Genomic DNA, 13,192 nt, shown 5'->3' with positions numbered 1-13,192 from the left:
CCACTTACCCGACGCCACGGAGGCACGATGACCGCGCCCGCCGTGCTGGAGGAGGCGGCGGCGGAGTCCGCCGGCTCGCTGACCGTGATCAAGGCACGTCACCCGGGACGCTGGATCGCCGGCGCCGTGGTGGCCGTGCTGCTGGCGATGGCGGTCAACGCGCTGGTCACCAATCCGGCCTGGGACTGGCCGGTGGTCGGCGCGTACCTGTTCCATCCCTCGGTGCTGCACGCGGTGCTGTTCACCGTGGAGCTGACCGCGCTCGGCATCGTGCTCGGCTTCCTGTTGGGGACCGTGCTCGCGTTGATGCGGCTGTCGCGCGTCCCGCTGCTCGTGTCGGCGGCCTGGGGCTACGTGTGGCTGTTCCGCTCGGTGCCGCTCATCCTGCAACTGCTGTTCTGGTACAACCTCGCCGCCCTGTACAAGCAGATCTCGTTCGGGGTGCCGTTCGGGCCCGCGCTCTTCTCCGTCGGCTCGATGGACCTGATCGGACCGGTGACGGCCGCCGCGCTCGGCCTGGCGCTGCACCAGGCGGCGTACGCCGCGGAGATCGTGCGCGGGGGCTTCCTGTCGGTGGACCCGGGCCAGCTGGAGGCGGCCGCCGCGCTCGGCATCCCGAGGGCCAGGCAGATCTTCCGGATCCAGCTTCCGCAGGCCATGCGGTCGATCGTCCCGGCAGCGGGCAACGAGATCATCGGCCTGGTCAAGGGCACCTCGGTCGTCTACATCATGGCGCTGCCCGAGCTGTTCTACCAGGTGCAGGTGATCTACAACCGCAACGGCCGGGTGATCGCGATGCTGCTGGTGGCCGCGATCTGGTATCTCGTCCTCACCACGGTGCTGTCGGCCGTGCAGTACCACGTGGAACGCAGGTTCGGCCGGGGCCTCGCGCGGGCCCTGCCACCCACGCCGGTGCAGCGCGTGCGCCGGATCCTCAGCGTACGGCGGGCCGCCCGGCGGCAGCGCCCGGCCGGGAACGGAGACGGGCGGCGATGAGCGCACCCATGGTCGACGTCCGCGGCGTGCACAAGAGCTACGGCCCGCTGGAGGTCCTGCGCGGGGTGGACCTGCAGGTCCAGCCCGGCGAGGTGACGGTGATCATCGGTCCGTCCGGGTCGGGCAAGTCGACGCTGCTGCGCAGCATCAACCACCTGGAGAAGATCGACCGCGGGTACGTCGCCATCGACGGCGAGTTCGTCGGCTACCGGCGGTCCGGAGACCGGCTGTACGAGCTGCGGGAACGCGACATCCTGCGCAGGCGCACCCAGATCGGCTTCGTCTTCCAGAACTTCCACCTGTTCCCCCATCTCACCGTCCGGGAGAACGTGACCGAGGCCCCGATCTCGGCCCAGGGCCGCCCCCGCGACCAGGTCGAGGCGCTGGCGACCGAACTGCTTGAGCAGGTGGGCCTGTCCGACAAGGCCGGCGCCTACCCGCGGCAGCTGTCCGGAGGGCAGCAGCAACGCGTCGCTATCGCCCGGGCCCTGGCCCTGCGGCCCAAGGTCGTGCTGTTCGACGAGCCCACCTCGGCACTCGACCCCGAGCTGGTGGGCGAGGTGCTGGAAGTGATGAAGGCGCTCGCCCGCAGCGGCACCACCATGATCGTCGTGACCCACGAGATCGGCTTCGCCCGCGAGGTCGCCGACACCGTGGTCTTCATGGACGCCGGTCAGATCATCGAGCAGGGCCCGCCCCGGCAGGTGCTCGACCGGCCGAGGCACGACCGTACGCGCGCCTTCCTCAGCAAGGTTCTCTGAACCCCCTCAGCAAGATGCTCCGACTCCTGAAGGACGATCCATGTCACCATCCCGGTTATCCGTGCTCGGCGTGTCCGCTCTGCTGCTGCTCGCCGCCTGCGGCACGGTTCCCGACGACGACGGCGTGGCCGGCGGCGCCGCCGCTGCCGCAGTCCCGCCCGGCGTACTGAAGATCAACACGAGTCCGGAGCAGAACCGGATCCGGGCCGAGAAGGTAGAGGCGATCGCCGCCGAGGTACCCGCCGCGATCCGGGCCAAGGGGGAGTTCCTGATCGGCACCTCCACGTTCGAGCCGCCGCTGTCGTTCGTCGCCGACGACAACGTCACCCCGATCGGGGTGGAGGAGGACATCGCCTCCCTCGTCGCCGACGTGCTCGGCCTGAAGTTACGGATCGAGGCCACGTCGTGGGAGAACCTGTTCCTCGCGGTGCGGTCCGGCAAGTACGCGGCCGGCTTCTCCAACATCACCGTCACCGAGGAGCGCAAGGACATCTACGACTTCGCCACCTACCGGCTGGACCAGCTGGCCTGGGAGGTGCCGAAGGACAGCAGGATCACGTCGATCGCCAAGCCGGCCGACGTCGCCGGCCTCAGCGTGGCGGTGGGCTCCGGCACCAACCAGGAGAAGATCCTGCTGGGCTGGGACAAGCAGAACCGCGCCGCCGGGCTGAAGCCCGCTCAGATCCAGTACTACAAGCAGGCGGCCGACACCTACCTGGCGCTCAAGTCCGGCCGGATCCAGGCGTACTTCGCGCCCAACCCCACCTCGGCCTACCACGCCGCGGTGAGCGGCGACACGAAGATCGTCGGCACCTACTCCGGCGCCGGGCCCACGCTCCAGGGGCTCATCGCCGCGATGACGCAGAAGGGCAACGGCCTGGCCAAGCCGATCGCCGACGCTCTCAACGCCCTCATCAAGGACGGCACCTACGCCAAGGTCCTCGCCCGCTGGGGCCTGTCCAACGAAGCCGTCCCCGAATCCCTGGTCAACCCGCCCGGCCTGCCCCGCGAGCAGTAGGCCTGTATTGACCACGAGCGTTGTTGACAGTTTCGCTTGATCAAGAGGAAGACCTCCGGTGTGGTGGAGGTGTCTAGGCTCCACACCACGCACGGAGGTCTTCGTGTCCCACCGTAATGCCCGGCTGACCGTTCACGGCAGGCGTCTTCTGGTCGACCGCGTCCTGTCCGGCCGAGCATGACCAGGCAGGCGGGTGGGGATCGTCTCGCCGTGCACGCGGGGGGCGGGGACGGTGACCGCGGTGGGAGCGGCGGCGTGGAGGCGGTGCCTCTGGTTGCGCCCTTCGGTGATGGCCATTGCCGGCCCCTTTCAACGTCTTTTCTCTTTCGACATCTCAAGGAAACCGCGATCACCGGCCGTGCCGCAGGAGCCGCACGGCACGCGCCGGTCGTCTCGAAGTCCCGTGATCGTGGGACTTTCGGTCCAAGTCCGTCAGATCGGGCTTTCAGGGTCGGTGGCCGGGGCCGAGCCCTACGACTGGTGGGGACGGGTCCCGAAGAGGCGCAGGCCGCCCTGACCTACGCGTTCGAGGCGACGCGGCGGTGTGACTGCCGCCTGCTGGGCCTGATCGGGTCCTGCCCGCCGCGCTCACGGCCGCAGCAGTTGCCGGACCCGTGCGGCCTCCCGAGTGAGGTGGTCGCGCTCCTGCACGCTGGTAGCGGCGCGGGAGGCCTCGGCATACAGCTCGGCGGCCTGCTCGAGGTCACCGGCGCGTTCGTGCAGGTATGCCGTCACCGCCGCGTAGCGAGGCAGGTCTCGGCTCACGTCGGCCAGGGCCGCCAGGCCGGCCTGCGGTCCGTCGGCCTCTCCGACCGCCACCGCGCGGTTGAGCCGCACCACCGGGCTGCCGGTGAGGAGCAGCAGTTCGTCGTACCATTCCACGATCTGCACCCAGTCCGTCTCGGAGGCGCTCCGGGCGTCCGCGTGCAGGGCGGCGATCGCGGCCTGCGCCTGGTATTCGCCCAGCCGGTCGCGGGACAGCGCGGCCTGCAGAATCGCCACCCCCTCACTGATCAGACCGGTGTCCCAGCGCGATCGGTCCTGCTCGGAGAGCGGCACCAGGCGGCCTCCCGGGCCGGTGCGAGACGCGCGGCGCGCATGGTGCAGCAGCATGAGCGCGAGCAGCCCGGCGACCTCGGGTTCGTCGGTCAAGGCGACGAGCTGGCGGGTCAGGCGGATCGCCTCGGCCGCCAGGTCGACGTTTCCGCCGTACCCCTCGTTGAAGACGAGGTAGAGCACCCGTAGCACCGTCCCGAGATCGCCGGGCTGGTCGAGCGGCAGCCCCGCGATCCGCCGCTTGGCCCGGCTGATCCGCTGCGCCATGGTCGCCTCGGGGACGAGGTATGCCGACGCGATCTGCCGCGTGGTCAGGCCGCCGACCGCGCGCAGCGTCAGGGCGACGGCCGAGCCCTGCGGCAGGGTGGGGTGCGCGCACAGGAAGTAGAGCCGCAGGGTGTCGTCGGTGGCGGGCGCAGGACCGGCGGGAGGCTCGACCTCCACGGCCAGCTCCCGCCCCCGCCGCGACGCCTCCGCGCGGGCGGCGTCGAGGAACCTGCGCCACGCGACCGCGACGAGCCACGCCTTCGGATCGCGCGGTGGATCGTCCGGCCAGTTCTCCAGCGCCCGGATCAGGGCCTCCTGCACGGCGTCCTCGGCCGACGCGAAGTCGGCTCCGCGCCGGACGAGGACACCGATCACCGCGGGAACCAGCTCCCGCAGCAGCGACTCGTTCACTCGGTCACCGTGGGCGGCTCGGTGAGGAACGGCCGGACCTCGAGCCACTCGTGGATCGGCTCGCCGCGGGGCCCGGGAGCGGCCGACAGCTCCCCGGCCAGCTGGACCGCGCGATCCCAGGACTCCACGTCGATGATCATCCAGCCGGCGATGAGGTCCTTGGTCTCGGCGAACGGGCCATCGGTCACCGGTGGGCGTCCCTCGCCGTCGTACCGCACGAACGTGCCCTCGGGTGACAGCGCCTGGCCGTCGACGAACTCACCCGTCTCCTCCAGGCGGGCCGCGAAGTCGCGCATGTACTGCACGTGCGCGTCGACTTCCTCCGGCGTCCACTGGTCCATCGACCCGTAGTCGACGGCAGGGGCCGGGCCACCTCGGTAGTGCTTCAGCAGCAGGTACTTCATGGTGATGCTCCTTCTTTCGCGCGGCCCGTCGTGGCCGATCGTGTCCCTGGGACGGAGCCGGCACCACATTCTCGACACTCGGAAGCGTGCTGACCTCTAGAACTTACTTCTGGTCGTCACCGCCCCTGCGGGCACCGTACCGGCCCCTCCTGTCACCCGCCGCCATCCACTTTGAGGGCCGGCGTTGGCGGCACGGGCCAGGTCGAACAGGTGGGCGCGTTCGGCCTCGTCCAGCTTCACTGCGCGGGCGAGGACTCCAAGACGCTTTCGGAGACGCCGCCCAGGTTGCCGCGTTCCAGCCGTGCGTAGTACTCGGCGCTGACGCCGGCGAGCATGGCGACCTCTTCCCGGCGCAGCCCCGGCACGCGCCGGTTGCCGCCGTACGCGGACAGCCCCGCCTGCTGGGGGAGTGAGCCTGGCGCGCCACGAGATCAAAACTCGGGATCTCGCTGCGGTTGTCCATATCGTCCCAGGGTAGGCCCGATTTGGATGCCGTGGGGTGTTCTGCCAATACACGGAACAGCAAGACCTGTTCGGCCGGTCTCGGCAGCGGTTGGCTGGGTGAACCGGGGATGTGCTCGCCGCCCGACGCCTCCCCGAGCCTCACCACGTACCGATCGAAAGGCAGAGAAGATGACGCAGAACACGGCGAGCCCGCAGCCCGCAGGCGGCCGGAGCGGGCTCGGCGACTTCGCACCGAAGCTGGCCGAGCTGACCGACGAGGTGCTGTTCGGGGATGTGTGGGGGCGGCCAGAGCTGTCGGCACGCGACCGCAGCCTGGTCACCGTCACCGCCCTGGCCGCGTTGTACCGCACCGAGCAGTTGGACTTCCACCTGCGCAAGGCGCTGGAGAACGGGCTCAGCAAGGAGGAGTTGGTGGAGGCCCTCACTCACCTGGCCTTCTACGCCGGCTGGCCCACCGCCATGAGCGCGGTCACCCGGCTGAAGACCATCGTCGAGCAAACAGGGACTGCCTGACGGCAGCGGTCCCGCTTATCGCGCGATGGACGAGCGGCCCGCCGTCAAGGTGCTGAGGTGTCCCTGACGGCCCCTGACGGCCCCGAAGCACGAGCATGGGACGGCCGCAGGGCACGGTCCGCCGGAGGCGAGGGACGCGCCCCCTTCTGATCCCAGCCCCCTGGCCATTGTGTGGACTCGGCATCGCCGGCTTCTTCCTCCGCGACGCACCGCACCCGCCGGGGTTCTGCCGAGGGCTCTTGCCGCGGCCTCGTGATCTCGCTCCTCGTGCAGAAGCTCCTGAACCGACCACACCACCGATAACAAGGAGAGGGCACCATGACCACCTGGACCGCTGATGAGCTGGAGCGCATCGGCACCGCCGACGAACTCGACATCGCTCCGCAACGCAGCGACGGCAGCCTGCGCAAGCCCACCACCATCTGGGTCGTCCGCGACGGCGAGGAACTGTTCGTCCGCTCCTGGCGCGGCAGCGGCGGAGCGTGGTATCGCACCGCCTGCGCCAGCCACGCCGGACGCGTCAGCGCCGGCGGCGTGACCAAGAACGTCGCTCTCGCCGAGGAGAGCGACCCGGCCGTCAACGACCGCATCGACGCCGCCTACCGCCGCAAGTACGGCCGCTACAGCACTTACGTCGAGCCGATGGTCGCCGCCACCGCCCGCGCCACCACCCTCAAACTCCTGCCGCGCTGAGGCGCGTAAGCCAACCCGGCAAGGCCATCTGCGTCCGCGCATCGACCGGGTCGGAGGGCGTCGGCAGCAGTTCGTCGATAGGAAGGAGCTAGTGGTGCACATCAGGACATTGGGGCAAGGCCTGCAGGTGTCGGCCGTGGGGCTGGGCTGCATGGGCATGTCGCAGAGCTACGGCCCGAATCCGGGCGCCCGCGAGGACATGATCGGCGTGATCCGATCTGCGCTGGATGCCGGGGTGACGTTCCTTGACACCGCGGAGGTCTACGGCATCTATCACAACGAGGAACTCGTGGGTGAGGCCATAGCCCCGATCCGGGACCAGGTGCAGATCGCCACCAAGTTCGGCTGGGACATCCAGGGCGGCAAGCCTGTCGGCCTGAACTCCCGGCCCGAGCAGATCCGCAAGGTGGCCGACGCCTCCTTGCGGCGCCTGGGCGTTGAGGCGATCGACCTGTTCTACCAGCACCGGGTGGACCCGGACGTGCCGATCGAGGATGTCGCCGGCGCGGTGGGTGAACTGGTACAGGCGGGCAAGGTCAAGCACTTCGGTCTGTCGGAGGCGTCGGTCGGCACCATCCGCAGGGCCCACGCCGTGCACCCGGTCACGGCGGTGCAGTCGGAGTACTCGTTGTGGACCCGTGACCCGGAACCCGAGGTGCTGCCTGCCTGCGCGGAGCTGGGCATCGGCTTCGTGCCGTTCAGCCCGCTGGGCAAGGGATTCCTGACCGGCACGGTCGCCCCGGGCACTTCCTTCGCCGAGGGGGACATCCGGGCGACGATCCCGCGCTTCGACGCCGAGCACCTGCCCGCCAACCAGGCCCTGGTGGATCACGTGCGTACGCTGGCCGAGGCCAAGGGTGCCACGCCCGGGCAGATCGCCCTGGCCTGGCTGCTGGCCCAGCAGCCGTGGATCGTGCCGATCCCCGGCACCCGCCGCCTGTCCCGACTGCAGGAGAACGCCGCCGCCACCGGGGTGGGACTGTCCGCGGATGAGCGGGCCGACCTGGACGCCCTGGCGACCCGTGTGGGGGTGGCCGGAGACCGGTACGGCGCGGCGCACATGAAGATGGTCGGGCGCTGAACGTGCCGCGCGGGCCAGGGGGCGGAGTGTCCAGGAGAGGTTCCCACTCCCATCGGGCGCCCCGGCCGTACCGGTCGAGAAGACACGTCTTCCGCAGGCCCTGCGCCTGATCGAGCGCGCCGCAGGGGTCTTGGCGGCGCCGGATCCCCGTAGCACGATCGGGGCATGCGGTCTCCGGATGGCGGGAGGTCTGGATGGCGACCGTCCTGCTCCCCGGCGATCCGCGCAGGCTCGGCGGCTACTGGCTGGCCGGCCGCCTGGGCGAGGGCGGGCAGGGCGTCGTGTACGAGGCCTACGACGAGGCCGGTCGCCGGGTGGCCGTCAAGGTCCTCCGCCCGGCGGGCGGGCCGGGCGACGCGCGCGCGAGGGCGCGGTTCGCCAAGGAGGTCGCCGCCGCGCGCCGGGTTGCGCCCTTCTGCACGGCCAGGGTCATCGCCGCCGACCTGGAGGGTCCCCAGCCGTACATCGTGAGCGAGTTCGTCGCCGGGCCGAGCCTGCGCGCGGCGGTCGCGCGGGACGGACCGTACGGGCCGGGAGAGCTGCACCGCCTCGCCACGGGCATCGCGACGGCGCTGGCCGCCATCCACGGGGCGTCGGTGGTCCACCGCGACCTCAAACCGGACAACGTGCTGATCGGCCCCGACGGCCCGCGGGTCATCGACTTCGGCATCGCGCGGACCACCGACATGTCGCTGACGACGACCGGGCACGTCGCCGGCACGCCGGCGTTCATGGCTCCGGAAAGCGTCCTCGGGGCACGGACGGGCCCAGCCGTCGACGTCTGGGCCTGGGGAGCAGTGACGTTGTTCGCCGCCACCGGCCGGGAGCCGTTCGCCGAGGGGGCCGCGCGTCTGCCCGTACCGGGCGGCGATCCGGACGCGGCGGGGCAGGCGCTGACCGGCGTGGCGGCCCTGCTGCACCGCATCCTGGCGGCCGAGCCGGACCTGACGGCGCTGGGGGAGCCGCTGCGCGGCCTGGTGGCCCGCGCGCTCGACAAGAACCCGGAGGCCAGGCCGGACGCGGACACCCTCCTCGCGACGCTGCTGGGGCACCCGTCGCCGCGAGGCGAGGCGCTGCTCGCGGAGGGCACCCGTACGGCCGAGGGTCTCGGGCCGTCCAGGGCCGTCGCGCCGCCCTCCCTCGCGGCCGTGGCCGAGGAGGCGTACGGCGCGCTCGTCCCGGCCGACCAGGCGCTGGTGCCGCGGATCCTGCTGCGCATGGTCGCGCCGGGAGAGGGAGGCGACGACCTTCCCCGGCCGGTGCCCGAGGACGAGCTCCTCGACGGCGTGGTCGACCGGGAGACGGCCGGCCGGGTGCTGTCGGGCTTCGCGCGCGCCGACCTCGTCGTCCGGGAGGGCGAGACGGTCGCCCTCGCCGCGGCCGCCCTGCTGCGCGCCTGGCCCCGGCTGCGCGGGTGGGTCGACGCGGATCGGGCGGGCCTGCGGGTGCAGCGGCCGCTGACCGAGGCCGCCCGGATGTGGGACCTGCACGGGCGGCGTCCCGGCGACCTCTACCAGGGGACGGCGCTGGAGACGGCGCTCGGCTGGGCGGCGACCGCGCGCCATCACGTCACGCTGAACACGCTGGAGAAGGCGTTCCTCGATGCGTCCCGGGCCCTCGCCCGGGTCCGGGCCCGGCGTCGCCGCCGCCTCACCGCCGTGCTCGCCGTGCTCGTGGCCGTCACGGCGGCCTCGGCCGGGGTGGCCCTCGACCAGAAGTCGTCCGCCGAGCGGCAGCGGGACGTGGCCGTGGCCCGGCGGCTCGCCGCCCTGGCCGAGACCTCGCGCTCGTCCGATCCCACCCGGGCGATGGCGCTGAGCGTGGCCGCCTGGCGGCTGGCCGGGGTGCCCGAGGCGCGGGCGGCCCTCTACAGCTCGCTCGCCCAGCCGCTGCGGCGGATCGACCCGCCCCCGCCCGTCACCGCAGGAGCCAGGTTCGACCTGAGCGGGGACGGCCGGCTGCTCGCCGTCGCCGACGCCGGCCGAGCGGTCCTGTGGGAGGTGGCCGCGCACCGCGTGGCCGGGGGCGCCCGGGGCATCGGACCGGCCGCCGACGCCGTCGCGCTCAGCCCCGACGGCCGCCGCCTCGCGGTCTCCGGCGGCGGCCGTCTGCGCGTGTGGGACCTGTCCACCGGCCGTCCGCTCGGGCCAGGGTTCGGGAACGGCGCACTGGAGATGACGTTCGGCCCGGACGGCCGGCGCCTCGCCGTGCTCGCGCCCGGCCATCGGGGCCAGGTCTGGGACGCCCTTCGCGGTGTCGAACTCCTCGACGTGCGCGACGAGCGGGCGGAGGGAGTGGTGGTCTCCGCGCGGCACGCCGCCGTGCTGCTGGACGACGGCCGATACCGGTTGTACGAGCCGGTCGCGGGGCGTCCGCACGGCCCGCGGCGTCTTCCCGCCCCCGCGGGCGGCCGGGGGGACGCCGTCGCCTTCAGCCCCGACGGCCACACGATCGCGGTCGGCCGCGGCGAGGACGTCGGCTTCTGGGACCTGTCCACCGGCCGCCGCCGCGGCCCCGTCCTGGAGGGCGCCTCCGCCGTCTGGCTCGCGTACGGCGACGGCGGCAGGCTCGTCCTGACCTTCGACCGCACCGGCGCCGGCCTGTGGAGCGCGGACCGCGGAGGACTGCTGGCCTACTCCACGCCCGGGGACACCACCGGCATGCCGGACATCAGGGTCGCCACCGGCGCGGCGGGTGGCCCGGTGCTGCGCTACCTGCTGAGCGGCGGCAGGGTCGCCACGGTGGACGCCGGGGCGGGGGCCCGCTCCACGGTGGTGTCCCCGTCGGCGGTCGCCGCCGCCTTCGCGCCGGGTGCACGGACGCTCGCCGTCTCGCCGCCTGGGAAAGGGCCGCTCCTGTGGGATCCGGCCCGGGGCGTCGGCCTCGGGCCGCCGCTCGGCGGCACACCGGCCGGTGCGCTCGCCTTTCCCGACGTCCACACGCTCGCCTCCGTTCCCGCGGGCGAGGTGCCGGGCGAGGCCATGACGGTGAGCCTCTGGAGCGTGCCGGACGGCCGCCCGCTCCGCCGCGTCCCGGTCGTGGGCGCCGGCTCGGTGGGCGGGCTGGCGGTCGGAGGCGGGGTCCTCGCCGTGGCGCCCGTCGGCGAAGACTACGAGCCGGTCCGGGTGTGGGACCTCGCCCGCGGCGCGGAGATTCCCGCCCCGCGCCGCAGCGGATGGGACGTCATGGCGGTCAGCCCGGACGGCCGGGTCCTCGCGATCGGCGGGCGGGACGCCGCCCTGGTCGACCTGGTCACCGGGACGGTCACCGGCCGCCCCTTCGGGCCCGTCCTCGACGGGGTGCGGTCGATCGCGTTCAGCCCCGGCGGCTCGGTGATCGCCACCGGCTTCCACGAGGCCGGCGTGGGCCTGTGGGACGCTCGCACGCTGCGGCGTACGGGGACGCTCGCGCCCGAGGAGGGACGGTTCGACGACGTCGTGGCGCTCGCCTACTCGCCCGACGGGCGGCTGATCGCCACCGGCGGCACGAGCGGGGAGGTCCGCCTGTGGGACGCCGGCACGCGGTCGCCGCTGGGCCTGCCGTACGCCGTCCACACCGGCCGGGTGCTCGCGCTCGCCTTCGGAGCGGACGGGCGCTACCTCTACAGCGCCGGGCAGGACGGGACGCTGCGGCGCTACACGATCGAGCCGGAACGGGCCGCGGCCGAGGTGTGCGCGCGGGCGGGCGGCGGCCTGGGAGATGACGACTGGCGGCGCCTCGTGCCGGAGGCGCCCTACCGGAAGGTGTGCTGAGCGACATGACGATCATCCACCACCTGCTCGCGCGGCTCCTGCGACGGCCCGCCGCCGGCACCGCTCTCGTGGAGATCGAGTCGGTCGAGGTCGATCCCGACCCCGTCCCGATCGGCGGCGAGGACCCGGTCGTGGCGACCTTCGCGGTGGTCACCAGCGGCCCGTCCGCCGAGGTGAAGGGCGACCTGGTGGCCCCGGACGGGTCCCGCACCGGACTGCGCTTCGAGCGTGAGGAGCGCACGACCTTCGAGGAGCGGTGGCGGGCCGGGCACGCGTTCGGCCGGGACGCGGCGGCGGGGACCTGGCGCGTCGTGGTCGGCGCCGGCGGCGTCACCGAGGAGCGGGAGTTCGAGGTCCAGGCCGAGGAGGGGCTGCGGCGGTCGAGGATCGACGGCTTCGAGCTGTCCCCGGATCCGGTCGACGAGGGGGATCGGCTGACCGTCTCCGGCCGCCTGGAGACGGTGACCGGGAAGGACGACTGGGGCGGTCTTCCCGGCCGGACGGTCGTCCTGCTGTTCCGGCCCGAGGACATGCTCGCCCGCAGGGAGGTGGCGAGGGTCGTCACCGGCAGGTCGGGCCGGTTCGACGTGACGGTGACGGCGACCGAGTCCGGCTTCTGGTCGGCGGAGTTCCGCGGGGCCGCCGAGGACCGCGTGCGCTTCACCGCCGCGAGGAGCGCCGAGGTCCGTTCGACAGTGCGAGCCGCCGGGGCCCGGACCACGATCACTTATTCGGCGAGCCCCAAGAGCGGCAGGCGAGGCAGGAAGGCGACCCACACCGGCACACTGCTCGTCCGGGTCGAGCCCGCCGGGGGGCCCGCCCGGTGGGACCCGCTACCCCAGCAGCGCGTCCGTCTCTGGTTCGACCCGTCGGGCTCGGGTGCCGACGCCGTGCAGGGGTCGGCGACGACGGGTTCGGACGGCAGGTTCACCCTGCGGAAGAAGGTGCCGTCGACGGGCGACTGGCAGGTCCGCTTCGACTCGCAGGCGCCGTCGCAGCGCCGGTCGTGCAGATCGCCGGTCCGCAGGCTCACCGCGACCTGAGCCGCCCATGCCGGCAGCGTGTCGCGACCAGGACGCCGCGAGCGCCCGCCGCCCGGTATCTCAGGTGCCGCGCGGCTACGCCCTCACTCACACAAGGGCCGGAGCGGCTCGTGGCCCGGGAGCCGGGCTCGCCGTGCTCTCGCCCACGGCGTGAGACCGAGGGGCGGGCCGGTCAGAAGATGCCCTTCACGGTGTTGGACCTGGCCTGGATGGTGGCGCCGTCGCCGTCGACGAACCTGGCGCGGACGTAGATCTCGTCGGTGACGCCCTCGGCCAAGCCGTCATCCTCGTTCAGCCAGCTTCCGGGGGCCTCCTGCCAGGAAGCCGACAGGCGGATGCCCTGCTCGGTGGCCGACAATCCGGTCGCCGACCGCACGTAGGTGATCGGACCCACGAGGAAGTCGTCGGAGACCGGGTCCTCTCCGTAGAACCGCAACTCGATCCGCGCTCCGTTGTTGAGGTATCCGTTGGCGTCGTACAGGTTCATCGGCACCTTGACCAGGACGCGCACGTCGAACAGGCCGAGTTCGGCGGATCTGGTGATCGCCAGCGAGGCCGTGATCTGGGTCGCCGCCTGTGCGGGTGTGCCGGCCGGGCCGAGCACGCCGCTGACGAGCAGCGCCGCGGCGATCGCGGAACGGCGGATTGCGTGGATTTTCATGGTTTCCTCCGGACGATTGGCCGGCACGTGGTCGATGCCGGCGACGTCGCGGACGCTACGGGGCCGCCCTT

The 13,192-nt window shown here is 72.7% G+C and carries 11 protein-coding genes; 8 read left to right on the top strand and 3 right to left on the bottom strand.

Annotation, left to right across the window (positions count from 1 at the left end):
- The first annotated feature begins 27 nt into the window (after nt 1-27).
- The 3 genes from IL992_RS23300 to IL992_RS23290 are packed head-to-tail and all read left to right on the top strand — an operon-like array spanning nt 28 to nt 2,775.
- On the top strand, nt 28-996 hold the full coding sequence (locus IL992_RS23300) for an amino acid ABC transporter permease (RefSeq protein ID WP_193205483.1): 969 nt from the start codon (nt 28-30) through the stop codon (nt 994-996).
- Nucleotides 993-1,757: an amino acid ABC transporter ATP-binding protein gene (locus IL992_RS23295; protein ID WP_319018759.1), complete on the top strand. Its 765-nt coding sequence runs from the start codon at nt 993-995 to the stop codon at nt 1,755-1,757. Before IL992_RS23300 ends, IL992_RS23295 begins: the two co-directional genes overlap by 4 nt.
- A gap of 40 nt (nt 1,758-1,797) precedes the next feature.
- Nucleotides 1,798-2,775 (top strand): ABC transporter substrate-binding protein, encoded by a 978-nt coding sequence (locus IL992_RS23290; RefSeq protein WP_193205482.1) that lies wholly within the window; start codon nt 1,798-1,800, stop codon nt 2,773-2,775.
- A gap of 588 nt (nt 2,776-3,363) precedes the next feature.
- Here the strand turns inward: IL992_RS23290 and IL992_RS23280 are convergent.
- Entirely contained in the window at nt 3,364-4,509 is a 1,146-nt protein-coding gene (locus IL992_RS23280; RefSeq protein WP_193205481.1) for an RNA polymerase sigma factor, read from the bottom strand.
- The gene (locus IL992_RS23275) at nt 4,506-4,913 is read right to left on the bottom strand and encodes a YciI family protein (protein WP_193205480.1); all 408 of its coding nucleotides are present in this window, start codon (nt 4,911-4,913) and stop codon (nt 4,506-4,508) included. The genes IL992_RS23280 and IL992_RS23275 overlap by 4 nt, the downstream gene beginning before the upstream one ends.
- A gap of 633 nt (nt 4,914-5,546) precedes the next feature.
- On the opposite strand from IL992_RS23275, the gene IL992_RS23265 reads away from it, so the two are divergent.
- The 5 genes from IL992_RS23265 (at nt 5,547) to IL992_RS23245 (ending at nt 12,460) form a co-directional block, all read left to right on the top strand.
- Nucleotides 5,547-5,891, top strand: coding sequence for a carboxymuconolactone decarboxylase family protein (locus tag IL992_RS23265; protein WP_193205479.1), 345 nt, complete (start codon nt 5,547-5,549; stop codon nt 5,889-5,891).
- A gap of 318 nt (nt 5,892-6,209) precedes the next feature.
- Nucleotides 6,210-6,584 carry a DUF2255 family protein gene (locus IL992_RS23260; protein WP_193205478.1) on the top strand — a complete coding sequence of 125 codons (375 nt, stop codon included), beginning with the start codon at nt 6,210-6,212 and terminating at the stop codon, nt 6,582-6,584.
- Nucleotides 6,585-6,678: 94 nt separating this feature from the next.
- Nucleotides 6,679-7,665: an aldo/keto reductase gene (locus tag IL992_RS23255; protein WP_193205477.1), complete on the top strand. Its 987-nt coding sequence runs from the start codon at nt 6,679-6,681 to the stop codon at nt 7,663-7,665.
- Between the two features lie 194 nt (nt 7,666-7,859).
- Nucleotides 7,860-11,417 (top strand): WD40 repeat domain-containing serine/threonine-protein kinase, encoded by a 3,558-nt coding sequence (locus IL992_RS23250; RefSeq protein ID WP_193205476.1) that lies wholly within the window; start codon nt 7,860-7,862, stop codon nt 11,415-11,417.
- Between the two features lie 5 nt (nt 11,418-11,422).
- A complete protein-coding gene (locus tag IL992_RS23245) occupies nt 11,423-12,460 on the top strand; it encodes a hypothetical protein (protein ID WP_193205475.1) in 1,038 nt (345 codons plus the stop codon).
- A gap of 172 nt (nt 12,461-12,632) precedes the next feature.
- On the opposite strand, the gene IL992_RS23240 is transcribed toward IL992_RS23245, so the two are convergent.
- The gene (locus tag IL992_RS23240) at nt 12,633-13,121 is read right to left on the bottom strand and encodes a hypothetical protein (RefSeq protein WP_193205474.1); all 489 of its coding nucleotides are present in this window, start codon (nt 13,119-13,121) and stop codon (nt 12,633-12,635) included.
- Nucleotides 13,122-13,192: the final 71 nt, after the last annotated feature.

This window comes from Microbispora sitophila, assembly GCF_014892245.1.
Classification (GTDB): Bacteria; Actinomycetota; Actinomycetes; order Streptosporangiales; family Streptosporangiaceae; genus Microbispora; species Microbispora siamensis.
This window is presented reverse-complemented; position numbering and strand designations above follow the sequence as displayed.

Bases quoted from the DNA above. Each gene is read 5' to 3' on its own strand.
- IL992_RS23260 (WP_193205478.1), top strand. From the start codon at position 6,210: ATGACCACCTGGACCGCTGATGAGCTGGAGCGCATCGGCACCGCCGAC.
- IL992_RS23265 (WP_193205479.1), top strand. From the start codon at position 5,547: ATGACGCAGAACACGGCGAGCCCGCAGCCCGCAGGCGGCCGGAGCGGG.
- IL992_RS23250 (WP_193205476.1), top strand. From the start codon at position 7,860: ATGGCGACCGTCCTGCTCCCCGGCGATCCGCGCAGGCTCGGCGGCTAC.
- IL992_RS23300 (WP_193205483.1), top strand. From the start codon at position 28: ATGACCGCGCCCGCCGTGCTGGAGGAGGCGGCGGCGGAGTCCGCCGGC.
- IL992_RS23295 (WP_319018759.1), top strand. From the start codon at position 993: ATGAGCGCACCCATGGTCGACGTCCGCGGCGTGCACAAGAGCTACGGC.
- IL992_RS23275 (WP_193205480.1), bottom strand. From the start codon at position 4,913: ATGAAGTACCTGCTGCTGAAGCACTACCGAGGTGGCCCGGCCCCTGCC.
- IL992_RS23290 (WP_193205482.1), top strand. From the start codon at position 1,798: ATGTCACCATCCCGGTTATCCGTGCTCGGCGTGTCCGCTCTGCTGCTG.
- IL992_RS23245 (WP_193205475.1), top strand. From the start codon at position 11,423: ATGACGATCATCCACCACCTGCTCGCGCGGCTCCTGCGACGGCCCGCC.
- IL992_RS23240 (WP_193205474.1), bottom strand. From the start codon at position 13,121: ATGAAAATCCACGCAATCCGCCGTTCCGCGATCGCCGCGGCGCTGCTC.